This window comes from Bradyrhizobium sp. WSM2254, assembly GCF_000472645.1.
Lineage (GTDB): Bacteria > Pseudomonadota > Alphaproteobacteria > Rhizobiales > Xanthobacteraceae > Bradyrhizobium > Bradyrhizobium niftali.
The window spans coordinates 41,866-66,950 of the sequence record NZ_AXAB01000018.1 but is presented as its reverse complement, the minus strand read 5'-3'; the positions used below and the strand labels follow the sequence as shown (position 1 = coordinate 66,950).

Here is a 25,085-nt window from a genome sequence, read left to right as displayed (position 1 = left end):
AGCGCAGTCTTGACTGAACTCGTCAACGGCGAGCTTGGTGACGTCCGGCGACGTCGCAGGAATGCCGCCACTGTCGATCGATGCATGCGATAGCGCTCGCGAGCCGTTCATCGACGTCTAGGGCGCCGAATAATAGCTGCCGATATCTGCTGCGATTGACCTCGATCTTGACACTGGTTGCAGGGTCGCACCTGAATCGCTCACGTTGAAGCGGCGGATGAGTGCAGCGAGCCATCGGCCAGCCGGCTGCCCGAGACGGCGCTCCGGCGAGGAGCTCGGGATTGTGCGAGGCCGCGGCCGGAACCAGCGTCTTGCGTCCTCGCTCAGGATGTTACCTTCGAAGGGCGTGAGGCCGATGGGCGCCAGTCGTCGGCTCCGGCCGACCGAATTTCCCACGTTCTTCGCCAAGATCGAGGCACAAACACACACCTTATTCCCATAGCGCCACCGGTGAGCGCGTTGCAGGATCTGGGCCACTGCGATCAACAACGTAAGACTTCGCAGCCAATGTCGTCTCGTGAAGCGGCGCGGCTCAGGACATGGGCTGTGTTTGCTTTCTGACAAAGGGCAGAATTCCAACAGTCGAGTGCCCGAGAGCCGTCCGGCGCTCGCCCCGGCGACCGATCTTGCCCCGTGATAGCTCCCGAACCGCCCTTGATTCGCCGCACGCGCTCTCAAAGCCCGAGCTAGGCCCAACGAACGTTCAGCCACAAGCTTGCGCGAATTCGTGCGACGAGCACGTCGACAGGACTTGATTCGCACGTAGCGTCAAATTGTAGCTTCGGCAAACAGGTCGCCACGGCCTTCAGAAAAGCCGGCGTAGGTCAGTGCCTCGCCGGGGAGCATCGCATGACGCTGCCAATGTACCGACTTTCAAACCAAGGCTTGCGGCTCGATCGTGCTGGGACTGCAAGGGCTGGCTTAGCGACCAGACTCGGCTGCGCGCAGTCGGCTGAGATTGACAGAGCGATCGCAACGTCGCGAACAAACAGCCAGATCGTTCTTGCGATGCGCTGCATTCTAACCGCCGCCTTTTGGCTCGTGCATCGCCAACGAGCCAGGCGACGCCACGTCAGCTGTGCGAAACGGATTTCTCGCTAGACCGTCAAGCACACTCTTAATGGCGACTGCCGTCTGCGTATCAAGAGGGACAAGAATATGGTCGATGCAAAACTGCAAAGTGTGCTCTCTTCTCTGGCGCAGCCGGCTAAGGATCTAGAAGCCCAGTCGCCCGGCCAGCGGGCGCCAGATGCGCGTTACGTGAAACTAAACACCAATGAGAACCCATTTCCACTACCAACAATGGTATGGCGAAGTGCGATCTCGGCGCTCGAGCGTCAGTATCTGTATCCGGAAGACGATAACATCGGTTTGAGGGAGGCTGCCGCCAATGCCTACGGCCTCTCAAAGGACCATGTGATCGCCGGCAACGGATCGTCGGAGCTTCTCGGCCTGATCTACAGGGCCTTTCTTGCGCCGGGCGATAGCGTCGCAATGCTGTCTCCCGGGTTTTCGTTCAATCGTAAGCTAGCTGTGTTGCAGAGCGCCAAGTTTCTTGAAGTTTTGTGGAGCGGCTCGCATTCGATTCCGATTGATCAGCTGCTCTTCGGTCCGGCAAAGGACGCCAAGTTCATCTTGTTAGCCAATCCCAACAATCCGACTGGGACGTTCGCCCCCATCGCCGACATCGAACGCCTCGTGACACAATCTGACCGCTTGGTCGTGTTGGATGAAGCCTATGTCGACTTCGCACCTGATAACGGTCTACGGCTCGTCCGCCGCCACCCCAATCTCCTGCTCCTCAGAACGCTTTCAAAGAGCTATGCGGCCGCCGGCATTCGGGTCGGCTTTGGCCTTGGTCATCCAGAGCTGATTGGAAGACTGCGGAACATCCAGAACGTCTTCAACATGAATGTCATAGCGCATGCGGTCGGCGTCAGCATCCTTTCACATCGCGCGGCCTACGAAGAGAACCATAGACATATCAGGCACGAGAGAGAACGAGTTGCGGCCGCACTGCGTCAGTTCGGGTTCCACGTCGCGCCCTCTCATACCAATTTCTTGCTGGCGCGTGTCCCGAACGGACAGGACGGCAGGTGGTGGCACGCTGCACTGGAGAGAGAAGGAATACTCGTTGCCGCTTTTCCAGGTGACGGCATCGACCACTGCATCCGCATCAGCATTGGCACAAACGAACAAATGGACTCGTTTTTAGCTGCCGTTGCCGCGATCTCAGAACGCCTGAAGCGAGGTGAATAGCCAACCGGGCGTCGATGTCCACTCTCTTCGTTATACTGCTGATGAAACAGGAAGCCGATGATAGCGGCTCGAGCCAGGCAAGGACCCATGCAGGTGACGGCTAAGTGACCGCGCATTGAGTGCTTACGCCTGCGCGTGTGGCAGGGCTGAAGCGAGACAACGATCTCGTGCGCTCGACGCACGGGCACCCATCGAAGTTCAGACCCGACGGTCGTGAGATGTGGCCATAATAAATGCGGCGCCTTTAAGCCCTCCTGGGGAACGAGCAGGCATTCCGCCCAAAAAGGATCTATGCAAATGACACAACAGCCTTCGTCAAAACTCACCTGCGGGATTTTCGATCACCTGGACGACGACGGCCGCGATGTTGGTCGTCAATACGAAGATCGCCTTATTTTGGCGGAGGCATACGATCGCCTCGGCTTCTATGCGTATCACGTGGCAGAGCATTGCACGCCCCATGGAAGAGGTCCTTCGCCGGGTCTTTTCCTGTCGAGTGTCGCCCAGCGTACGCGGCACCTTCGTCTCGGCCCATTTGTAATGCTGCTCAACTTCTATCATCCGCTCCGCGCTTTTGAGGAGATCTGCATGCTTGATCAATTAAGCGGCGGCAGGCTCGAGCTGGGTCTCGGACGGGGGGGCCTTCCAGTCGAGTTAAGCTGTTTCGGGATTTGCGAGGACGTGGCGCCAAGCCGGTACGAGGAAGCCAATGACATTTTCCTAAAGGCCATGACGGGCGGAGCCTTGTCGTACCAAGGCCGACATTTCCACTTGAACGAGGTTCCTCTGACATTAACGACTCACCAGCGTCCATCTCCCCCGATATGGGTGACCACCAATCGGCTCGACACGGCAATTTGGGCCGCTGGCAATGGCGCGAACCTCGCCTGCGTGGGTCCCTCCGCCGGTGTTCGCAAAATTTCCGATGCTTACCGCACACATCGAGAGCGCAGCCCCAGCGCCCCTGATCGCGGGCCACTTGTTGGATTGCTGCGTATGGTCGTGATTGGGCGATCCGAGACGGACGCTTATTCGCTGGCCAGATCCGCCTACGAGCAATGGCTGCGGAGCTTCAAATTCCTGTACGAGCTCAATGATATCCCGACGCCACAGGCCTTTCCGCTGACATTCGATGCGGCAATCGAGAGCGAATTGTGCGTCGTCGGAACACCAACGCCCGTCCGACGCCTTCTGCTCAATCAGCTGGAGGAGGCAGGCGCAAATTACCTGCTTTGCCAGCTCGCATTTGGGAATTTACCACTAGATGCATCCCTATACGCCGCAAGAACCATCCAATCCGAGCTGCTAGGCCATCCCTAAGTCGTCATTTGGTACACCAAGCCACCGTTACTCGTTGCCGTTTTTCCAGATGACGGCCTTGACCACTGCATCCGCATCAGCATTGGCATTAGCTGCAGTTTGCCGCGATCTCAGAATGCCTGAAGCGAGGTGCATAGCCGACCGCGCGTCGATACCACTCATTTCGTTATCCCACTGGTGGAACGAGAAAACGATGATAGCGGCTCAAGCCATGCATTGACCTATTACAGCTGACGACCAAGTGGCCGCGCATCGAGCGCTTACCCCAGCGTCACGGAGGCGGAACGGAACAACGATCTCGTCGCTCGACCCCACGGCACCTACAAAACTCAGACCCGACGCTCGCGAGATGCGGCTGGCCCTTAAGTCCCGCCCTGAAAACGAGCAGGCCTTCCCCCTCAGCAAGGATATATTCTAATGACACAACAGCCTTCGTCAAAACTCACCTGCGGCATTTTCGATCACCTGGACGACGACGGCCGCGATATTGGCCATCAATACGAAGATCGGCTCATGTTGGCGGAGGCATACGACCGCCTCGGATTCTATGCGTATCACGTGGCAGAGCACCATTGCACGCCCCATGGAAGAGGCCCTTCGCCGAGTCTTTTCCTGTCGAGTCTCGCGCAGCGTACGCGGCACCTCCGTCTCGGCCCATTGGTGATGCTGCTTAACCTCTATCATCCGCTCCGCGCTTTTGAAGAGATCTGCATGCTCGATCAATTGAGCGGCGGCAGGCTCGAGCTGGGTCTCGGACGGGGCGCTCTGCCGGTCGAGTTAGGCTACTTTGGAATTTGCGAGGATGCGGCGCCAAGCCGATACGAGGAAGCCAACAACATTCTCTTGAAGGCCATGAAGGGGGGAGTTCTGTCCTATCAAGGCCGACATTTCCAGTTGAATGAGGTTCCTCTGACATTAACGACTCACCAGCGTCCATCTCCCCCGATATGGGTGACTACCAATCGACCCGAGACGGCCATCTGGGCCGCGGGCAATGGCGCAAACCTCGCCTGCGTTGGGCCCGCCGCCGCCGTCCGCCAAATTACCGATGCCTACCACACCCATCGAGAGCGCAGCCCCAGCGCCCCTGATCGTGGGCCATTTGTTGGATTGCTGCGCATGATCGTGATTGGGCGATCTGAGGCGGACGCTTATTCGCTCGCCAGATCCGCTTACGAGCAATGGCTGCGGAGCTTCAAATTCCTTTACGAGCGCAATGACATCCCGACACCACAACCCCTTCCGCTGACATTCCATGCGGCAATCGAGAGTGAATTGTGCGTCGTCGGAACGCCGAGCTCCGTTCGAAACGTTCTGCTTCATCAACTGGAGGAAGCAGGCGCAAATTACCTGCTTTGTCAGCTCGCATTTGGTAATTTGCCGCTAGATGCTTCCCTCTACACCGCGAGGACGATCCAATCCGAGTTACTCGACCAATCCTGAGTCATCATTCCGCCGTTTCAACAGCAGCTCGCCTTCAATGCTCGTTCCCGTTTGGTCAAAGCGCGGAACCACCCGCGACCTCGACCTTCGCCTACTCCACCCGGCGTTGGTCGCGTTGAAACGGCATCACGACGAATGCGTTCGTCCGCGTTTGCAACGCGCACGTTCAGTCCAATTTTCTCCTCGTGCACGCGCGATCTCTGAATTGCGCGTGTCCTCCGAGGCAGGAAGGGCGTCAGCGGTCACGATCGCCGTTGCCACATCGGGCAGATCGGCCTGGCGGCCAAGGCGTGCATGCAGCGTGATCCGATCGAGCTCGCCTTCCCACCAGGATACGAACACAACGGCAACGCCATTGCCGATGATATTGGTGAGTGCGCGCACCTCGCTCATGAACTTGTCGATCGAGAACACGATCGCCATCCCTGGCACCAGAGCCGGGTTGACCGCGGACAGGGTCGCTGCCAGCGTGATGAAACCAGCTCCGGTGACGCCGCTCGCCCCTTTTGAGGTCAGCATCGCCACGATCAAGATCGTGAGTTGCTGGTCGAAAGCGAGGTCGAGCCCGAGGGCGCGCGCGATGAACAACGTCGCGAGCGTCATATAGATGTTGGTGCCGTCGAGATTGAAGGAATAGCCGGTCGGCACCACGAGGCCGACCACGGGCTTCGAGCAGCCCAGCCGCTCGAGCTTCTCCATCAACTGTGGCAGCGCACTCTCTGAGGACGATGTGCCGAGCACAATCAAGAGCTCGTCTTTGAGATAGGCGATGAACTTGAAGATGGAGAAGCCGACGAACCGCGCGATCAGGCCGAGAACCACGATCACGAACAGCGCGGCGGTCGCGTAGAACAGCGCGATCAATCCGATCAGATTGGCCAGCGCCGAGGGTCCGAACTTGCCGATTGTAAATGCCATGGCGGCGAACGCTCCGATCGGCGCGGCCTTCATAATGATGGCGATCACGCCGAATACCGCCTGCGCGGCGTCGTCGATCGTACTGCGCAGCCTCTCGCCGCGCTGTCCGAGCGCCATCAGAGAAAAGCCGAGCAGAATCGCAAACAGCAGCACCTGCAGGATGTCACCGCGCGCGAGCGCGCCGACCACGCTGTCTGGAATGATGCTAAGAACAAAGTCGACGAACCTGGTCGCCTTTGCCTGCTCGACATAGCTGGCGACTGCGGCCGCATCGGGCTTGGCGGCAAGGCCGCGACCAATCTGAAACAGATTGCCCATGACGAGACCAATCACGAGCGCGAGGGTGGAGACGATCTCGAAATAGACCAGCGCCTTGATCCCCACCCTGCCAACCTTCTTCGCATCCTGAATATGAGCGATGCCGGAGACCACGGTGCAGAAGATGATCGGCGCGATCACCATCTTGATGAGCTTGATGAAGCCGTCGCCGAGCGCCCTCATCCAGTCAGAGGTGGCAAGCGACGGCCAGCCCCAGCCGACGATGATGCCGAGGAGGATGGCCAACAACACCTGGACGTAGAGGATCTTATACCATGACCGAGACGCCCGCGCGGTTGGCGCAGCTGCAACGGTTGTCATAACGCTCCTCCCAGGTTTGGCGGCGGTCCCGCTCGATGGGGTATCGGAGCTGCTCCGACACCATCCCGCGAGCGCACTTCTGGCCAGCAATCGTGGGCCAGAGCATCTCGATGACGAGCGGGTCTCGCGCTCTTCATCAACAAGCGCCGATGGCGTTCCCTTTACTACTCGTTCACTGCCGACTTCTCTTGGCCAAGCCAAGGTTCGGCTTCGAGTTGACTGCGCTTAAGCTCGTTTGGAGAGATCAGCGACAAGCGCATCATCATTGTCTGGATCAACGCGACTGCTTCTTGTCTCGCAAGCCGCATCAAGCGCCTGATACATATCCGAGATCAGGTCGCTTGCGTCCTCCAAGCCCGCGTGAACCCGAATCAGTGGTCCAGCGAGTGCAAGCGATGGTTCCGCGCGTTTCAATGGGTCGACATGCATCACGAGGCTTTCATATCCGCCCCAGGACCAGCCGATGCCAAAAAGCCGCAGCCTATTGAAGAAAGTCGAAAGCTGCGGCTGCGACATCGGTTTCAGCGCAACGCCAAAGAGGCCGCTCGCCCCCGAAAAGTCTCGTTTCCAAAGCGCATGGCCAGGATCGCCCGGACACGCCGGGTGCAAGATGTTGTCGACAGCTGGATGCGACCGAACGCTTTGGGCCAGCTTGAGGCCATTGTCCCAATGACGCTTCATGCGGACGGCCAGGGTACGCAGTCCCCGCAGGGCCAAATAGATGTCATCCGGCCCAGCGATCTCCCCGAAATCGTGGGCACTCGACCGCAGCGCCGGCCACGCCGATTCGTTGGCAGTGGCGATACCAAGCAGCGCGTCTGAATGGCCGACGATATATTTGGTTGCCGCTTGGATCGAGATGTCGATGCCGTGCACAAACGGCTTGAAATACAGAGGCGTTGCCCATGTGTTATCCATGATCACTACCGCATCGGAGCGACGGGCGATGGCAACAAGCGCAGGAATGTTTTGCACCTCGAACGTGAGGGACGAAGGTGATTCCAGATAGATCGCCCGGGTCTTCTGGGTGATTCTCGCTGCAAGGTCTGCAGGCTGCGTTGGAGAGAAGTAATGCACCGTGATCTGAAGTCTTGAGAGAACCTCGTCTGCAAATGTCCTGAGAGGTGTATAGACGCCGTCGCTGATCAGAACGTGGTCGCCTGCGCGCAGAACGCCGAGAAGCGAATGCGTGCAGGCAGAGAGCCCCGACGGAAACAGGAGCGAGCGATAGCCGCCCTCCAATCCGCAAACGGCAAGCTCAAGTGCGCGGGACAGAGGCGAGCCAAAGCGGCCGTAGTTCGCCGTCGGATCGCTCTGCCTGCGCGATTCGTATTCCTCCAGGGTTTCCGAAACAATTGTGGAGCCCCGGTAGACGGGCATGTTGACCATCCCGGAATGTTCGGCGGGCGCACGGCCGAGACGAGAAAGCCGGGTCTCGATGTCCAGGTCCTTGCTGTCCTCCAGGTATTTCATTGCTTCTCTCTTTTGAGATTGTGTTCGGCCTGGCCGGGGGGAGCGGCACCAGGTGCGGTTCGGATGGGCCTAATCGATGCGCGTCGTTTTCGTAGGTCGCCTTCTCGTTCCAAATGAAATCGGCTCGCTCCTTCGCACCAGAACCACCTGCGTTGCTTGCGCCTCATCAAGATTGGTCGCACATCAGGACGGCGCAGTATCAAAGCACGCTCCCTCGTAAGATCCGCCAACAGGCCGGCATTCACCGCTGCTACTAAGTCGAGCCAAATCCTTTAAGCGCCATCGAAGCAAGGGGCGGGCCAAGCGTGCTGGGCCCTCGATCGCAACGGCTCATCGTGAATGCGCACGACGTGGACGTCGCGCGCGCGCTTTGTCGCGAACGAAACACATCGTGTTGAGAACCCGCCACTATCGGGCGACTATGTTCGAACTGGCTTTTTCCCGATGATGTTGTGAACGAGGTCAACGAGCAGCGCGCGTGCCGCGTTTGATGCCAGTGCAGTCTTGATCGTTTAAACGTTCAGCCCAGTCACGGACCGTGACGTGATCCGTCATGAGGGACCAGATAGTGGCTGTGTCCGGTTTCCGGGTCGTGACGATCAGAGGAAATGGAACGACATGATAGCGCTCGCTCGATTCTCTACGATCGTCGCTGCTTCAGTGTGCGCGCCTGTCGTAATCGCTCTGGTTCGAGTGCAACGACGCCTCGACTTCATATCGGAGTTGACGCGTACGTCCTTGGGTTCGATACACGATGGACTACTGCGTGTTTGTCGGTTTGATCATGATCGACGAACGCGCAACCTGACGCGGCGTTAGATTTAAGCGCTTCTGGAAGCGAGAATGTTGCGCGACAGCTACAGCAATTCGCGACAGCACTGTTAAGACGCGCGTGGCGCAGGGGACATGTGAAGGAGCGTATTCGAAATGAAGAAGTTGTTGCTTGTGACTGCCAGCATCGTCGCGTTGATCGGGGCAGCGCCCGCATTCGCCGCCGATCTCGCTCAGCAGCCCATCTACACCAAGGCACCGCCGCCGCCAGCACCGGTCGCGGCCGCAATCTATGACTGGAGCGGCTTCTATCTTGGTGCCAATGGCGGCTGGGGTTCCACCCATAGCTCCTGGGATTTTGGAGGCGTCACGCCCGAGGGCTCTCATGACGCGAGCGGCGGAACCGTTGGTGGCCAGCTTGGCTATCGCTGGCAGACGGGCCAGGTGGTTTTCGGTGTCGAAGGCCAAGGCAACTGGGCCGATTTCAGCGGCTCCAATGTTAGCGCCGCCTTCCCGACGAACATCAACCAGACCAAGACCGGGTCGTTCGGCCTGCTTACGGGCCAGGTCGGCTACGCCATCAACAACGTGTTGCTCTACGCCAAGGGCGGTGCCGCGGTGACCGGCAATACCTATCAGATCAACACTCTCGCCGGCGCGCCGCTGGCGAGCACCGACAATACCCGCTGGGGCGGCGTGGTCGGGGCGGGCATCGAACTCGGCTTCGCGCCGAATTGGTCGGTCGGCGTCGAGTACGACCATATATTCCGGCACGACGCTAACGTGAACTTCAGCACCCCCGCGGGTGCGGTCGCTAGCGATCGCGTCGGGCAGGATTTCGACCTGCTGACCGCGCGGCTGAACTACAAGTTCTGGGGCCCGGTCGTTCTCAAATACTGACTCCATCGCGCTAGAGCGATGGATCGAGAGCCCCGGCCCCAGGCCGGGGCTTTTTTTATGATCCTGGTGACCCACGAGGTGATCTCGAGGTTTGCTGGCATCTGCCGCGGCACCGGCAGGTGCAGCTCATGGCCGGCCAAGCCATCCGTACTGACCGTGCGACACTCGCCGGCTGGGTGAAGCGTGCCGCCTGGTCGCTAAAGAGCCTACGGGCATCGCCTCATCATAGTCGTTGATGGCGGCAGCCGCGATGCCGATCGAGAGACTCGGGCTATGGCTGCAGACTTATGTGGACCAGCATCCTGCCGCCTCCAGTCTCGCCGTGCTCGGCCGCAACGTCGCCGCAATCGTGGCCAGACCGGTGTCAATGAGCCCGTTCGACTGAATCTGCTCGCTATCGATGCCGATGCTTTCAATCACGGCGACACCACTGCGTGTACACCGACTTGCGAAATTCGATCGGCTGTGCCGCCAGCACCACCTTGAGGTCAGACCGTAGTGCAATCACCGCATGCCCCGATGCGCCGACAGAACCCTCGAAAGCGCCGCCAGCTCCATTTCCGACTTGTCCCGGATGCGCACTCCACTCATCTCGATCGCGACCAACCCGCAGGCCTTGGTCGACGGGCCGCGATCCGACGGCCTCCTCTGTGCCGACGAAATACGCTCGGACTCATGCTGTCCCATTGGCATCAGACGGCGCTGACGGCATGTCGCATCTGTGACAGCAACAGCCGGCTTCAATTTGCGAGGGCTCAAGGTGATTTGTGAACGCTTGCACCTTCCCGTCAGACGAACTGCGAATTGCACCCTGCCACCTACCTTTGGCCGGCGCGACATCGAACGACGCGCTTCTCCGAGAGGCTGAACCGGCGACAAGGGCCTCGCGCGGGAGCGTGAACTCTGCATTCCAGGCGCGCGAGGTTGTTGCGGGATTCGAGTTCGGCAGTCGCCGCCTTTTAGCAAAACACAAAGTGCCAACTCGCGCAGCACGCCGCACCTTCCGATAAGGCGCTCTCCGCCGGCGGCCTGCGGTCTGTATTTCAGCTCATTCTTTGTGTGACGACTGTCACGACATAACGGCCGCTGTCGTTGGTGCAATCATCGGCGAAACTTCTGAGCAAGTCACCCACCTGGTCTGATGCGACAGCGAATTCTCCATAGTTGGGATCGAAGAGAGTGGTCATTCCATTGGAGGTGGACGTTGCGACTAGGTGTCCGGGCCATCCTTCGGGGAAGCGCAAGCTGAGCAAATAGACAGATGGGTCTTCGGTGACTTCATTCACGATCCCGGCGATCTCCGACGACCTGCTAAACTCATATCCTATCCGTCGTTCGGATGGTTGCAAGCCTGCCTCCTGCAACATTATGTCTTTTGGTTGAGGACCTTCCGCCTCATTACTTTGCAATCGATCCTTGAGTTCCTCATACCGCTGCTGCCGCATGGCCGCTGAGGCGTAAGTTTGCGAGCCAGGCCGCAGTGCGCTCATTCGTGATGACGGACTGCTCGGAAGATTGAGGAGCCACTCTGCCGCCAGACCAGCGCAAATGCCGTCTACATTCGCGCCACGCAATGCGGCAGTCCGGTATGCGAAAAGGGGAATGACCGGTCTTTCTGAAGGGGATGGGCTGGATCCGGGCGACGAAGAGGGTGGGGTCGAGCGGAAGGAGCTAGGGGTAGGAATATGCGCATCAGAGGTATGTGGTTTGCTGCAGCAGAGTCCCATTTTGTCGCACGCACCGCCAGGTGACAGCTTGCCCTGAAGTGCTAGATCAGCAAGTCTTCCCGCAAAGTTGCAATCGTCCATCGACTGGCTCGATTCGTCGGCTTGATGAGCACCTGTGGATGAGGCGCTGATTTGGATATGCATGGAGATTCGCCTATCGCTTCGGTCGTACGTTTCCGCACCGTGTGCGCCCCAAGGCCCTGCTGCGAATATATTCAGTCAATCTGACGACAAGCTGACGCTCGTGCGCAGCTGGAGCGGATGAGGAAGGGATCGCCAATCTGACAGCATCTGGAAGTCTGGAGCTGGCAGCAACATTGTCAGGGCGAATGAGGGAAGGCTTGAATGCTTAGGCTGCTCTCTCTCTCTGCAATCCGACCCATATCGCGGGCCCCTTGTCGGTGATCATCAAGCGTAGCGTCATGGCGTTCTCTTGAACAGTTCTGCAGCAGAGACGTGACGGATCTGCACTCTGGTTTTGGCATGCCTCTCATTGCATCAAATCGTGCGCGAGTGTACCTGAACACGTGGTCAGAGCGCTCACAACCTCACCTACGAGTTTGTGACGTCGGAATAGGCGACAGCTTCGGTTCGCACGGAACTGTGGTTAGACGAGGGGTCTCACCTTCATGTCGTCGTCCACGTCGTTCCGGCTAGCTAGCGCAGACGAGCCTCGTGCGGCGTGGCGCCGCCGTGGACAGAACCTTTCAGGCAAGCGCTCAATAGTCCGCTGATAGAAATGGGGCGGAGCACAGCGGTCTCTTGAACGCCATCCACGTCATCCGGATTTCCTGCCTCAGGTTGGGCCCACGGCTTGATCGGCGGCCCAACGCAGCAATGAAATTATCATAACGCCGCCAGCCAGGAGTGGATGAAGAGAGCGACGTCTCGATCGAAATCGCGACATCCCGCTCAAGGCGCGCCGTAGGTCGTTGGGTTTGGTCAGCGTCGGAGGCGCCAGGATGCGCTGCCGGAACCCGTCCTTCCTCGTAATAGCGCCCTCCTGGCGCGGATAGGATGGAGATTCTTCATCCTGACGATCTCATCTGATGGCTGCAGCTGCATCGTCTCACCGGGCGTCAGCAGCGGGCGGGCGGCGGTCTCAGACCCGCGATACCTTGAGGTGACCGAGGCAGGACGCCAGCTGGCTTCCCGCATAGTTTTTCATAGCCTGATCCAGCCTGCTCTAAGCAAACCGGTCATGCGCAGACAGTCGTGAGTATGAGGTTCACGTTGGTTCAGAAGGGCCGATCCGAGATGCAAATCCCAGCAGCCGTTCGCTTCGAAATGCCCGTGGATCAGAAGGTTAGGTCCCGATAGAAGATTGGTGCACAAGTATCCCACGCGATACCCCACCTACACGATTGGTCACGGCTGTTTGCTCAGTCGGTGCGATTGAGCGGGAGATTTCTGGAAGGGGCAGGAAATGCCCCTCGGCTCCGATCAGCTGGTCGCACGTCGATTTTTGGCGTCACGCTTGCTCCAACCTGCGCAGACGAGCTTTGACCCCATTGCTGATGCTGTCAGCGACTTCGCTAGGAAATGCCTTCGGAAGCGACGCGGTGACCTGTTCGATCGCCGCCAGCGCCTGTGTGCGCAGCTCATCAAAGATCGCGGTTACGAGTCCCGCACCAATCCCGGCCTTGGCGGCGGTCTGGACAAAATGTCGAGGTATGATGCTGTCGACGACGTAGTGACGGCTGTTACCGAAGGCCATAGCCAGCTTCATTTGTTACGGTTAATCTGGCCCACGTCGAGACTGGGCTGCGCCGAGATCACATCGCAGAGTGGGGTCGTGCGGAAGCGACCGCCAGGAGAGTGCACCGTTCCCTGGAAAGAGTCTGCCTGCCGCTTTGTGTCCCTCAGGCTGCGATCTGGTCCGGTGCGGAATTCGAGGAGCATCTCCGCCCTTGAGCGGAGGAATAGCATTGCGAAAACTCCGGCTAGCGCACCTTCACGCCGACAACGTAGCCGTCCTCGCGTTTGGCTTTGATCGAAAGACTGAACGGCAACGTCGGGTCATCGAGGATTGATCCTGCGGAGAACGGCGCTTCGAACAATTCCCCGTAGTTGAAGTTCGCCGTCGTTTTGGCCGGCACGATTCTCACCGGGCTCTGTCCAGTCGGGATGACGGCATCAACGCTATAGACAAGGACACCGTCGCCGGTGGTTGTGCCATCGTGGCCTCGAATCGGCTGTGCAAGTTCGATCGCGTACACTTTCGATGGATTCAACGCGCCGTCGGCTGGTACCACAATCATCGAGGTTCCTGTGCTGCCTGGCAATGGTGTGAGGACAGTCTCACACTCACCGTGCGTCAGGTACGCCTTGCGCTCGTCTGCAAGCCAGCCAAGTTTGTGGCGATGCCAGCCGATCAGCGAAGTCCCCCGAAAGATATCGCCCATGATGTCCCAGGAGCCGGTTGTAAATCGCGGTGGCTCGAAGTTATAGAGATCAGGCAACCCGAGGGTGTGGCACATCTCATGACACAGGTTCATGTGGTTGTTGGTATAGCTGTCCTTGCCGAAGGTCACGCCCCAACGAACCGGCCCCGTTGGAGTCATAGCTGCATTGATCGGCGTGGCGATAAATGTTGGTGAAATAGCAATCCCGTCGGTCTTCGCGCTAACGACAAGCAACAGGGGGTGGGTTCGGACATCGAGTTCTGGGAAAAGTGCTGCGGCGTCTGAGATATAGTCCTTCTGCTGCTGGAATGTGAAACGTTTGTTGGCGCCGGTGTAGCTGGTGGAGGGCTTAGGCATGCGCCGCCAGCCAGGAATTCTGGCAATCTCGAAGGTGAGGCGCCCGTACGATTGGTCCCTAAACCATTTCTCGGCCTTACCGTGTCCGGTGAGATGATCTTCTATCCCTTCCGTGCCGCTGACATCGCCGGGTGCGTCAGCGAAGTCTACAAACACCATCATCGCTCTCAGCGCCCCAATAGCTGGGAGGCTTCGAGGGTCCGTCTCTCCTTCGCTCAAATAGATATTCGACTTTCGGTCAAGAACCGGGATTCGGTCCGGCCCGGCGAATCGCGCCGGGCCTCCGGACATCACCGGAAGCCACGCTGAAACTCCAAGGGCTAACACATGACGACGCGTGATCTCTGACATGCTTGTCTCGAAGTCGCCTCCAGTCCGGGCCTGACATCGCCCAGACTTCATTTTGAACCTGTCGAAGGGTAGAGCGTCATCATGAGCACGCTGTTCTGTGCAGCGCGGACGCGAGATTTTTCCGATCTCTCGCGATGAAGCTGCAACAAGCTGAGTGCCTGTGCGAGGAGGGACTATAGAAGTGAACCGAGCTCACGCTCCTCCCAATTATGGTAGGGAGCTGTGACCCGGCTTCCGATATTCTTTCATTCAAACCGATGAATCGCTCGCAACCGAAACCGCCGCAGCGGGTGGAGAATGACGGGTCGGTTCGAAGAATGGCGAGACGCTCTCAGAGCCCCCGTAGGACTTCGCCCAGGCGGGAAGGAAGATGAGAGGTCAAGACCGGAGGGCGATCATGAATACAGTATTGGCAGGTCACGTGCGCGCGGGGGGCATCTGATGTCTCGCTGAACAGTCTGGATGCGAGAGAGGTCAAGCCACTACAAGATGGCAGCAATGGCCTTACTTCGAGCGGTTGCGAAGGGAAGATCGCGGCCACTATTGTAGAGATCGTCTCTACGGTCCGATTGGTCCATGACATTGTCATGCGCTTGAGCTGTTAGCGCATCCGGCTCCTCGACATACAGAGAGACCTAGGCGGAGGGCGAAGCCTAGTGGAACGACTATTGCAGTGGGCGTTATGTCGAGAAGATGCTCGCAGCCCGCCTCGAGCCCGGCCCCAGCATCTTGGAAAGCGTCCTTATGCGCAGCTTGTCGCCACGGATTGGCCATCGCTCTACGTCTTCACCCGCCGCAATGTGCAGCGTCAGCATCAATGCGACGAGCTGCAGGCCTCACGGAGGGAGAATGACTGGCTCACTTTCAAGGAATTGGGGTCAGGCAGAACGCAAAGCACCGTGAGGTTCATAGATCGGCCAACATCTGCAATAAGAGAGTACCGGTCGAGGCAAGAGCCTCGGGCTTACGTGCAAATTGAAATATGGAGACGTGGGGTTGCGAACAGATTTTTCGCGTATCAATCAGGATAAAGCTGTCTTCGATGACATTTATGCTTCGGATGATCCAAGAGCGTATTTCTCCGTCCTGGGAGACTTGGATTACATGATCCCGGATGTGGCTGAGCCGGTCGTGCGTCAGATTCTGGCAGCGAAAGCCTCGACAACCAGCGTTAAGCCGATCGTGCTTGATGTCGGCTGTTCATACGGCATCAACGCGGCGGTGCATCGGTTTCCACTGACCTTCGGCGGCTTGCGTCACCGCTATGCCCGACGCGAGATGAGGGCGATCAGTTCCGAAACACTGGTGCGTCTCGATCGCAATTTTTATTCGGCGTGGCCTGATGTTGGACTTGCGCGGTTTATCGGTCTCGATGTATCAGCACCGGCCGTCAGCTATGCAACGGGCGTTGGTCTCCTTGAGCAAGGTATTGTCGCCGACCTTGAAAAGGAACAGCTTTCGACCGAAAGCGCGCGTATTCTCCGCTCCACCGACGTCATCATGTCAACGGGCTGCATCGGCTACGTCACCGAGAAGACGTTCAGCAAAATTCTCGATGCGACAGAGAAGCGTCCATGGATCATCTCTTTCGTGCTGCGGATGTTTCCTTTTGATTCCTTGGCTGCGACGTTCGCGAAGCGTGGTCTTGTGACGGAACGTCTTCCTGGCGCGACATTTATTCAACGTCGATTTCGCGATGCTGAAGAATTTGAAAGGACTTTGGCCACGTTGGCGGCTCTTGGCATCGATGCGACCGGACTGGAATCGGAAGGTCTGTTCCATGCGGATCTGATCTTGTCCCGCCCTGAGGCGGATGCACGCGCCGCTCCCCTGGAAGACATTGTCACCGTCGCCAGCGGTCGAGGCCGGCCAATCGGGCCGCGTTACGTTCACGTTGGAGGCGACGAGGGCTTGCAGATCGCACTCGAGCCGTGAGAGGTTCGCGTTTTCGAAGATAGCCGCGCGTGCGCCCCGGAACGGCACACCGAAGTGGATCATGCTCCCGTCCTTTCGAGGTGGAGCATGATGAGGCTTGACTGCGCGGCTGCGACAAGCATTTCCGCCATGCACGGCGGTACCGGATCCGGGCGGTAGGCCCGCATCGAACTGCGCGCGAGGAGATGGCCTGCCCCGGTGCAGGCCGCGTTGTGATTCCGCGCACATTTTGCCATTGAGGCGTATGGCGCGCCCCAAGACGCCTTCATTCGCCTGGCGCCTGCACGGGTGTTCTCGCTCTGCATATCCCATGAGCTCGCGGCAACGGCAAATGCGGACCGCCTCAAGCATTGGGCAGGTACTTTGTTCGGCACAGACCCTTCTGGCAGCGTGACGGTCTCGACCTATTCTCGCGAGCGGCTCTCAAGGGGCTTGAATCGCACGTAACGTGAGTTTGTATCATCACGCAGGTAAGGCGGCGGACCACGTCCGACCGTCGGTCACTTCCTGGCGCATGATGAGAATAGTGAACCTCACAGACTCTCTAACCTGCATCGCGACACCCTGTTCTGATGCCCGTGCACTTCCCACACGGCCAAGCGGTCACCACGCGCGGACCGCAGGTCCGACGGCCGCTCGGGTGAACCGGGCACCTGAAATCGGAGCGCGGCATTCTCGCATCACGGCGGGGCTTGAACGCAAGCTCGCCCATCGCACGATTTCCGATGCGAGGGCGGAACATCGGAAGCACGCCAACCGCTCGTGCAGCTGAGAGCGACGTCGGCGTCTCTTACGCGCTGGTGTCGTTTCCGACAGCATGAACAATATCATAGGCCACACCGACAGAGGATAGCCATTGAACCGCAAGCAGCGAACCACCGGGTCGTCGCGCCCCACAGCGCATCGCTCTACGATTGTTCTTTTTGGCGTTGCAATGACGACAGCTCTGTGCTGCGCAAGTGCAGGTGCGCGAGATCGGCCGGTCCCAGCGGAGGCGCGACAGGCGTGCACACCGGATGCGTTTCGCCTCTGCGGCGCCCACATACCTGATGAGGACGCCGTCGCGGCCTGTCTCAAAGCCAATATCCACCGCTTGAGCGTGCCATGTCGCCAAATCATCTCAGTTCGGGACGCTGCCACAGGAAATGGCGGCTCGAGATGAGGTATGCGCGACAGCTGGTTTCGCTCGATCGTATTCGTGCCGCGGCACGAGTGCGTGCCGCAGCCTTAGACCGATCCGATCAACGGTTGTGATACGTGACGCGGGGCTGACAGGACGATCGTCGCGTCCAAGCGCAACGTCTGTCGTCGAGCACACCATGCAGCAGAAGGTACGGACATGCACGAACTGCCTTTTGATACCGTTCTGATCGCCAATAGGGGGGAGATCGCGGTTCGTATCATCAAGACCCTTCGCAAGCTGGGGCTTCGTTCTGCGATCGTCTACCACGACATTGATGCCGGCACGCTTGCCGTCTCCATGGCCGATGCAGCCATCGCGATCGGAGGACGCACGCCGATTGCGGCCTATCTCGACATCCCGCAGATTATCGCCGCCGCCCGAAAAGCGAACGCTGGTGCACTGCATCCAGGTTATGGATTTCTGTCGGAGAACGCGGAGTTCGCCAGGGCCGTTACGAGCGCCGGCATCACGTTCATCGGACCTGCCCCCGAAAGCATCGAACTGATGGGCGACAAAATCCGGGCTCGGAACTTCGTACAGCGGCACGGGTTTCCAGTCGCTCCTTGCACCATCGAGGAAGATGATCCAACGACCTTCGTGCGCAGAGCCCGGGCCCTGGGAGCCCCTTTGGTCGTAAAGCCTTCCGCGGCCGGTGGCGGCAAGGGCATGCAGATTGTGCGCGACACCGGCGCCCTGGAGGATGCAATTGCGCAGGCGCGCAGCGAGGCGCAGCGCTACTTCGCAGATGGGCGGCTTTATGTCGAACGATATATCGAAAGCGCGCGTCATATCGAAGTCCAGGTGCTCGGCGACGCATTCGGAAACGTTACTCATCTGTTCGAGCGGGAGTGCTCGATCCAGCGTCGGTTTCAGAAGGTCATCGAAGAGGCGCCCGCGCCGGGGCTGTCGTCGGAGTTGCGTCAACGGATCTGCGATGCCGCCGTCGGCATCGCCCGCGCAGCCAACTATCACAGTGCAGGCACTGTCGAATTCATCCTTGGCGGAGAAGAGTTCAATTTTCTGGAAATGAACACACGTTTGCAAGTTGAGCATCCGGTGACCGAGATGATCACCGGCGTTGATCTTGTTGCCGAACAGATCCACATCGCTGCGGGCCGCCCACTCAGATTGGCACAATCGGACATTGTGCCGAACGGACACGCCATCGAAGCCAGGTTATGTGCCGAAGCGCCGGAGCGCGGATATGCGCCGACAACAGGTAAGGCCCTTGTGCTCGACTACCCCGACGGCGACGGTATACGCATCGACAGCGGCCTTTCGCGAGGTCAGAGGGTCACGACAGCATTCGACCCCTTGCTCGCCAAGATCATCGTGCATTCCCCCTCCCGTATCGAGACTGCGCAAAAGGCGCATCGCGCGATGCGGGACTTGGTGCTTCTCGGTTGCGCAACCAATGCAAGCTTCCTTGCCCGAATCCTCGCGGACGACGGATTTCTGCGTGGACACATTCACACAGGTTATCTTGAGGAACATCCGCAGATCGCCGCAGGCGACCCCCGGGCCGACTTGTCGGCCTTCCTGGTAGCAGGCGCCCTCCTGACCGGACCGGTCCGCGAATCGGCAGATGCCGTGTCCGACCTTCACGCGGCGCTGGGCAGTTGGAGAAACTAACGTGAATCACTCTTTTGAGGTCGATGGCGTCGAATACCAGCTATGGCTGTCACGATGCCGAGAGGACTACCGTCTCTTCTTGCATGACAGGGTGATTGCCCCGGTCGCGTTCTCCCATCGCGGTGACGGCTGCGGTGTTGTTATTATTGCGGGTGAAAGCCAGCCCGTCAGGTTCGTCATTGATGGCGAAACCATTCACGTGCACATGAGTGGCGAAACGCGCAGTTTGCATTACCGCGACCCATTGCGAACGCTTGCTGCGTCGAAGCAGGAGATAAGCCAAGCCGTCGCTCGCGCGCCAATGCCGGGCGTCGTCATTGGCGCCCGTGTTTCGCCTGGTCAGGCCGTTTTTGCCGGGACGGCCCTGATGACGATCGAGAGCATGAAGTTGGAGACCGTCATACGTTCTCCGCAAGATGGCATTGTCGAGCGAATTCACTTCAAGGAAGGCGAGAGCTTTGAACAGGATGCTGTACTGGTTACGCTCCTAGAGGAGCGGACCTGAAATGCAGCAGCTCTCGTCTCTGGTGGATGTCAATTCGGAAGACTATCGGCTCAACGAAGTTCATAACAGGCGACTTGCAAAAGAATTGGAGGAGCGCCAGCATGCCGCCCGCTTCGCGCGTCCGGTACGGGATCTTGAGCGTCTCAAGCGGCAAAACAAGCTGTTTGTGCGTGATCGGATCGAAGCTTTGCTTGACCCGGAAACCCCGTTCCTCGAGCTTTCGACACTGGCGGCTAACAAAGCCTATGATGGTGAGGTGCCCGGCGCCGCTCAGGTCGTTGGGATCGGCATCGTCGCGGGTCGAGAGGTCGTTATCCACGCAGATGACGCTAGCGTCAAAGGCGGGGCGTGGTATCCGCTATCGGTCAAGAAGATCGTGCGGGCCTTGGACATCGCGATCGAGAATCGCCTGCCGGTCGTTCATTTGTGCGACTGTGCCGGCGGCTTCTTGCCCTTACAGGCGGAGTTCTTTGCTGATCGCTATCACGCGGGTCGAATCCTTCGCAATCAGTCCATTCTTTCAAAGATGGGAGTACCGCAGGTCGGTATAGCCATGGGCCATTGCAGCGCCGGCGGCGCATACGTCCCGGCGCTTAGCGACTACAACATCATTGTTGAGGGCACGGGAGCGATCTTTCTGGGCGGTCCGCCGGTCGTCAAAGCTGCCACCGGTGCAGAGATTTCCGCCGAAGCACTCGGCGGCGCTCACTTGCATACCAGCGTATCGGGGACGAGCGACTATCTTGCAAGTTCGGAGCTGCATGCGATTGCAATTGCCCGAGATATTGTCGCTCGCTTCAGTGATCCTGTAAAAGCCCTGATCAACCGGGCCGCTCCGGAGCCGCCCGCCTATAGTGCATCCGAACTGTACGGTATTCTTCCGAGGGATCCTCGGACGCAATTCGACATGCGGGAGATCATTGCCCGTCTGGTTGATGGCAGCCGGTTCCACGAATATAAGTCACGTTATGGCGAGACTCTTGTGTGCGGCTTCGCGCGTCTGCATGGCTATCAGATTGGTATTCTCGCAAACAACGGTGTGCTGTTGAGCGAAAGCGCTCTGAAAGGCGCTCACTTCATTCAACTGTGCGACAAGTCGCGAACACCTCTGCTCTTTTTGCAGAATACGACCGGCTTTATGGTGGGCCGCGACTACGAACGGCGTGGCATAACCAAGGACGGCGCCAAGCTGATCATGGCTGTCTCCGGGGCGTCGGTGCCAAAATTCACAATCGTCTGTAACGCCTCCCACGGAGCTGGAACCTACGCTATGGCGGGACGGGCTTTCGATCCGCGTTTTGTGTTCACTTGGCCGCAGTCTCAGATTTCGGCGATGGGCGCCGAGCAGGCAGCGGGCGTGCTCACACATGTCAAGGCAAGACAGCTGGCCCGTCACGATGGGCACCTCTCCACGGAGGAGTTGACAGCCATTCGCCAGCCGATCCTGGAAGAATATCGGGAGCGGTCGAGGGCGTACTATGCGACATCCGAGTTGTGGGATGACGGCATTCTTGATCCAGTCGATACCAGAAACGCGCTTGCAATCGTTCTGAGTGCCTCGCTCAACAGCCCAATCACCTCGCCGCATTACGGCGTACTCCGAATGTGACGTCCTGCCGATTTGGATAGGTTGCGAGCACGAGAGAAGACTCGCAAAGGCGCCCCGCCCCGACGAAATTGCCAAAGCGCCTCTGCCGCGAGTAGGTCAAGAGGGCCGGTCGTCGTCTGTGCATCTGCTGGTGGAGTGGCGGTGATCACCGATTCGGTTACCGCGTTCTTCCTGAAAATTCCACTCATTGCACGAGATGTTCGTTCCGCCGATCGGCAGATCAAGTTCGCTGATTTCGATCTATTCGCCCCCCTCGTAGAACAGCTCGAGGGGCAGGCCGACCAGCGATTTGCCGATCCAGTCCCGGGCAATGATGTTCGAGGGTCCCATCGCGATGGCTGCGCGCGCGTCGCGGAACGCGCGCTCGATCGGCCCACGGTGATAGCCGTAGCCACCCGTCACTGTCAGTGCCGTCGCAGCGACTTTGTTCGCGACTTCGGCGGCATGGACTTTGAACTCGGTCAACGGGATCAGGATTTCGCTCTGTGGCTTGCCAGCGCGCCACAGCGCGTCAAGCCTTGCGGCCAGTTCGAGACGCCACGGCCGCAGCGTCTCGACAAGCACCTTGGCCGCACCGAGCTCCTGACGAATTGCTTGGTAGTCCGAGAGACTCTTGTTCCGGTCCTTATGCACGAAGCTCGTGGTGTGCGCGACCGCCGCGCTCAAGGCGCCGCGGGCCACGCCTTCCCAGACCGCGCCGAGCCCGATCAGATAGACTGGTGATACGCCGTTATAGATGATTTCCTTGCCCTGCCCTTCGGCGCCGAGCCGATCTCGTCGCGGTACCCGCACGTTCGTGTAGCGGATGGGGCCCGAGTGATTGCCACGCACGCCGAGGGCATCCCAAGGCTTCGCTTCTAGACCCGGAGACTTGCCGTCAACAATGAAGAAGACGATATCGGCCTGGTCCTTGGCGCCGGGCGTGCGCGTCTGCACCACATAGAAGTCGGCCTGACCGGAACTCGTTGTGAAGGATTTCTCGGCATTGACCCGATAGTCCTCACCGTCACGCGAGGCTTCAGACAAATTATACCACCAGTGTCCGCCGGTGGCGCGTTCACTGGTCGAATAGGTGCCAAGCAGGCCGCCATTGCGGGTCTTGAGCCAGCGCTCCTTCTGATCATCGCTGCCGAACAGATTGATGGTCTGCGCCGCACCGACATGCATGATGTAGACGAGGCCGGTCGACGCGTCAGCTTGCCCGATGCGGTAAGCGGCTTCCGCAAAATCGACATGACCAAGCCCAAGTCCGCCAAACCGCGGCTCGTTCAGCACGCCGGTCCAACCAGCCTCAGCCAACGCCGTTAGATTTTCCCTGGGAAAGCGGCTTTCCAGATCATTACGATCGGCATTGACCTTTACGGTCGCATCGATCGCGGCATCCAGCCGGGAATAGACGTCCTGATCGATCTTGCGCGCCAGATTCTCGTTAGCCATGGTTCTTCTCCCCTGTGTTGATCAATGTCCAGCAATGGCGCGGATGAGCGGTTTCTCGCCGACATCCGTTTGCTGTGAACCGCCGAGGTAAAGTGCCTTGATGTCATCGCGGTTGCGCAACGCGACGGATGCGCCGGACAGCACGCTGCGGCCGTTCTCAAGGACGACCGCATGATCGGAAAAGCGCAGCGCGACCGTCGAATTCTGTTCGGCGACGAGGATCGAGAGGCCCTGTTCGCGGTTGAGCTGCTTCAGCGCACGGAAAATACCTTCGACGACGAGTGGCGCGAGCCCCATCGACGGCTCGTCGAGCACCAGCAGTCGCGGCCGCGACATCAGCGCGCGGCCGACCGCGGTCATCTGCTGCTCGCCACCCGAGGTGAGCCCGGAGATTGTCTTGCGATGGTCCTTCAACCGCGGAAAGAGCTTGTAGATGTCATCGAGATCGGCGCGGATCTCGCGAGATTTTGCGTCGCGGCCGATCGCGCCGGTGATCAGATTCTCTTCCACCGTCAGCGATGGAAAGCAATGCCGGCCTTCAAGGACCGGAACAATCCCGGCTCGGACCAGTTTCGCGGGCGATGCGGATGCAATGTCGCGGCCCTGAAAAACAATGCGTCCGGCGGCCACTTGGCCCCGCCGCGCCGGCAGCAGCGCCGAGACTGCCTGCAGCGTAGTCGACTTGCCGGCGCCGTTTGCGCCGAGCACGGCAACGATCTCACCGGGCCGAACCGCGAACGATACGTCATTCACGGCCCGAATGGCGCGATTGTAGGTTGCGGCCAATCGCTCGACTGAAAGCAGAACGTCACTCATGCCTGACCCATTGATCTGAACCTGCGGGAGCCTCTGCTCCCGCAGGTATTGAGCGTCGCGTTTACGCTACTGGCCCACCGGATCGTCACCGGAGGTACGGATCTTGATGGCGTGCTCCTTCGCATAGGCCGTCGACGATTTCTCGATGATCGGCCGGAGGAACGCCCAGTCGGGCGCGATCCAGTCCGAGACGACCTTCCATTTGCTGCCGTCCCACTGCTGGAAGGTGACACGGCCGTCGCCTTCATGATTGTCCCAGGTGACGTTGATCGAGTGGAACAGGCCCTTCGCGCCCAGCGCCTCCACCCGCGCCGGATCGAGTTGCAGGTGTTCAAAGCCCCAACGGACCTCGTCACCGGTCAAGGTACGCTTACCGAACCTTGCCTGGGCAATCCGGACTGCTTCGACATTGAGGATGCCGTTCACGATCCCGAGGTTGTGATAGACACTGCCGATCCGCTTCTTATCGTCGAGATTGCCCTTGTTCGCGCCATAGACGGTCTTGATCACCTGCTGCAGCACCGGATACTCAGCGCCAGAGGCCTGGGTCGTGATCGCGATGTAGCCCTTGGCCGCATCGCCGGCGGGAATGACGTCCTCCTCGGAATTGGACCAGACATTGCCGATGATGTGGTCAGCGGGGAAGCCGACCTTCTGCGCGGTCTTCAGGGCCACGGGGTTCATCACGCCCCAGCCGCGCAGCACCACATAATCCGGCTTCGCCCGACGGATCGAGAGCCATTGCGATTGCTGCTCGTTGCCCGGATGCGGCACCTCGATCTGCTCGAGGCCAAACCCGTATTTGTCCGCCAGCAGCTTGTAGATCGGAATCGTCTCCTTGCCGTAGGGCGAACCATGATAGAGCACGACGATCTTCTTGCCCTTCAGCTGGTCCGGACCGCCCTCCCTTGAGGCAATGTAGTTCACGATGCCGGAGGTCTCGCTGTAGGGATTGAGCAGCAGCGGAAACACGTAAGGGAATATACGGCCATCAGTCGAATCGGTACGACCGTGATTGATGGTGATCAGCGGCACCTTGTCCTTGGTGATGCGGTCGATCATGGCATAGGCAATGCCGACCGACAGCGGATTCCAGGCCGCGATTCCTGGGCGGCTCTTCAGCCGCTCATAGACTTCGATGCCACGCTCGACCTCGTACTGGGTCTCGCCTTCATCCCAGGTCAGCTTCACGCCGTTGACGCCACCATCCCGGGTGTTGACCAGATTGAGATAGTCGATGAAGCCCCCGAAGAACCCGGTGCCGCCCGCGGCATAGGGGCCAACGCGATAGCTCTGGAGCGGGAAAAACTGTTCGTCGGCGTGCGCCGCCAACGTACCGGTTAGGCCTGCAACGAGCGCCGCGCCCATCGTCACCTTCAAACGTCTCAACATGTTCATTGCAAGC

The 25,085-nt window shown here is 59.2% G+C and carries 19 protein-coding genes and 1 pseudogene; 10 read left to right on the top strand and 10 right to left on the bottom strand.

Going from position 1 to position 25,085, the window contains the following annotated elements:
• Positions 1-1,158: 1,158 nt before the first annotated feature.
• Together hisC and A3M7_RS0113295 are read left to right on the top strand one after the other, a co-directional pair.
• Positions 1,159-2,259, top strand: a complete 1,101-nt coding sequence (hisC, locus tag A3M7_RS0113300; RefSeq protein WP_027544394.1) for a histidinol-phosphate transaminase — start codon at positions 1,159-1,161, stop codon at positions 2,257-2,259.
• Positions 2,260-2,556: 297 nt separating this feature from the next.
• A complete protein-coding gene (locus A3M7_RS0113295) occupies positions 2,557-3,579 on the top strand; it encodes an LLM class flavin-dependent oxidoreductase (protein WP_027544393.1) in 1,023 nt (340 codons plus the stop codon).
• 27 nt (positions 3,580-3,606) lie between these two features.
• Here the strand turns inward: A3M7_RS0113295 and A3M7_RS51040 are convergent, their stop codons facing one another.
• Positions 3,607-3,741, bottom strand: coding sequence for a hypothetical protein (locus A3M7_RS51040; protein WP_256374868.1), 135 nt, complete (start codon positions 3,739-3,741; stop codon positions 3,607-3,609).
• 255 nt (positions 3,742-3,996) lie between these two features.
• On the opposite strand from A3M7_RS51040, the gene A3M7_RS0113290 reads away from it, so the two are divergent.
• The gene (locus A3M7_RS0113290; RefSeq protein ID WP_027544392.1) at positions 3,997-5,022 is read left to right on the top strand and encodes an LLM class flavin-dependent oxidoreductase; all 1,026 of its coding nucleotides are present in this window, start codon (positions 3,997-3,999) and stop codon (positions 5,020-5,022) included.
• A 126-nt stretch (positions 5,023-5,148) separates the two neighbouring features.
• Here the strand turns inward: A3M7_RS0113290 and dctA are convergent, their stop codons facing one another.
• Both dctA and metC read right to left on the bottom strand, forming a co-directional pair.
• Positions 5,149-6,579: a C4-dicarboxylate transporter DctA gene (gene dctA, locus A3M7_RS44015; protein ID WP_084302122.1), complete on the bottom strand. Its 1,431-nt coding sequence runs from the start codon at positions 6,577-6,579 to the stop codon at positions 5,149-5,151.
• Between the two features lie 225 nt (positions 6,580-6,804).
• Positions 6,805-8,052 carry a cystathionine beta-lyase gene (gene metC, locus A3M7_RS44010; RefSeq protein WP_049823360.1) on the bottom strand — a complete coding sequence of 416 codons (1,248 nt, stop codon included), beginning with the start codon at positions 8,050-8,052 and terminating at the stop codon, positions 6,805-6,807.
• Positions 8,053-8,979: 927 nt separating this feature from the next.
• On the opposite strand from metC, the gene A3M7_RS0113275 reads away from it, so the two are divergent.
• From A3M7_RS0113275 to A3M7_RS51035, 3 genes are all read left to right on the top strand, one after another.
• Positions 8,980-9,723, top strand: a complete 744-nt coding sequence (locus A3M7_RS0113275; RefSeq protein ID WP_027544391.1) for an outer membrane protein — start codon at positions 8,980-8,982, stop codon at positions 9,721-9,723.
• Between the two features lie 128 nt (positions 9,724-9,851).
• Positions 9,852-9,959, top strand: a complete 108-nt coding sequence (locus tag A3M7_RS48470) for a hypothetical protein (protein ID WP_371090183.1) — start codon at positions 9,852-9,854, stop codon at positions 9,957-9,959.
• Between the two features lie 14 nt (positions 9,960-9,973).
• Positions 9,974-10,108 carry a hypothetical protein gene (locus A3M7_RS51035; protein WP_256374867.1) on the top strand — a complete coding sequence of 45 codons (135 nt, stop codon included), beginning with the start codon at positions 9,974-9,976 and terminating at the stop codon, positions 10,106-10,108.
• A 658-nt stretch (positions 10,109-10,766) separates the two neighbouring features.
• Here A3M7_RS51035 and A3M7_RS0113260 read toward each other — a convergent pair.
• The 4 genes and pseudogenes from A3M7_RS0113260 to A3M7_RS0113250 all read right to left on the bottom strand — a co-directional run bounded on the left by A3M7_RS0113260 (position 10,767) and on the right by A3M7_RS0113250 (position 14,563).
• Positions 10,767-11,594: a YopT-type cysteine protease domain-containing protein gene (locus tag A3M7_RS0113260; RefSeq protein ID WP_049823358.1), complete on the bottom strand. Its 828-nt coding sequence runs from the start codon at positions 11,592-11,594 to the stop codon at positions 10,767-10,769.
• 787 nt (positions 11,595-12,381) lie between these two features.
• A pseudogene (locus A3M7_RS50430) lies at positions 12,382-12,624 on the bottom strand (type IV secretory system conjugative DNA transfer family protein); the annotation flags it as partial.
• A 297-nt stretch (positions 12,625-12,921) separates the two neighbouring features.
• Entirely contained in the window at positions 12,922-13,167 is a 246-nt protein-coding gene (locus A3M7_RS0113255; RefSeq protein WP_245284233.1) for a hypothetical protein, read from the bottom strand.
• A gap of 226 nt (positions 13,168-13,393) precedes the next feature.
• Positions 13,394-14,563 (bottom strand): hypothetical protein, encoded by a 1,170-nt coding sequence (locus A3M7_RS0113250; RefSeq protein ID WP_156936861.1) that lies wholly within the window; start codon positions 14,561-14,563, stop codon positions 13,394-13,396.
• Positions 14,564-15,559: 996 nt separating this feature from the next.
• Here A3M7_RS0113250 and A3M7_RS0113245 point away from each other — a divergent pair.
• The 4 genes from A3M7_RS0113245 to A3M7_RS0113230 all read left to right on the top strand — a co-directional run bounded on the left by A3M7_RS0113245 (position 15,560) and on the right by A3M7_RS0113230 (position 21,427).
• Positions 15,560-16,498 (top strand): hypothetical protein, encoded by a 939-nt coding sequence (locus A3M7_RS0113245; protein ID WP_027544386.1) that lies wholly within the window; start codon positions 15,560-15,562, stop codon positions 16,496-16,498.
• Between the two features lie 1,339 nt (positions 16,499-17,837).
• A complete protein-coding gene (locus tag A3M7_RS0113240) occupies positions 17,838-19,313 on the top strand; it encodes an acetyl/propionyl/methylcrotonyl-CoA carboxylase subunit alpha (RefSeq protein WP_027544385.1) in 1,476 nt (491 codons plus the stop codon).
• Between the two features lies 1 nt (position 19,314).
• A complete protein-coding gene (locus A3M7_RS44005) occupies positions 19,315-19,818 on the top strand; it encodes an acetyl-CoA carboxylase biotin carboxyl carrier protein subunit (protein WP_049823357.1) in 504 nt (167 codons plus the stop codon).
• Position 19,819: 1 nt separating this feature from the next.
• On the top strand, positions 19,820-21,427 hold the full coding sequence (locus A3M7_RS0113230) for an acyl-CoA carboxylase subunit beta (RefSeq protein ID WP_027544384.1): 1,608 nt from the start codon (positions 19,820-19,822) through the stop codon (positions 21,425-21,427).
• A 240-nt stretch (positions 21,428-21,667) separates the two neighbouring features.
• Here A3M7_RS0113230 and A3M7_RS0113225 read toward each other — a convergent pair whose 3' ends face one another.
• The 3 genes from A3M7_RS0113225 to A3M7_RS0113215 form a co-directional block, all read right to left on the bottom strand.
• Positions 21,668-22,864: an acyl-CoA dehydrogenase family protein gene (locus A3M7_RS0113225; protein ID WP_027544383.1), complete on the bottom strand. Its 1,197-nt coding sequence runs from the start codon at positions 22,862-22,864 to the stop codon at positions 21,668-21,670.
• 21 nt (positions 22,865-22,885) lie between these two features.
• Positions 22,886-23,680, bottom strand: a complete 795-nt coding sequence (locus tag A3M7_RS0113220) for an ABC transporter ATP-binding protein (protein ID WP_027544382.1) — start codon at positions 23,678-23,680, stop codon at positions 22,886-22,888.
• 66 nt (positions 23,681-23,746) lie between these two features.
• Positions 23,747-25,078 (bottom strand): ABC transporter substrate-binding protein, encoded by a 1,332-nt coding sequence (locus tag A3M7_RS0113215; protein ID WP_027544381.1) that lies wholly within the window; start codon positions 25,076-25,078, stop codon positions 23,747-23,749.
• Positions 25,079-25,085 lie beyond the last annotated feature (7 nt).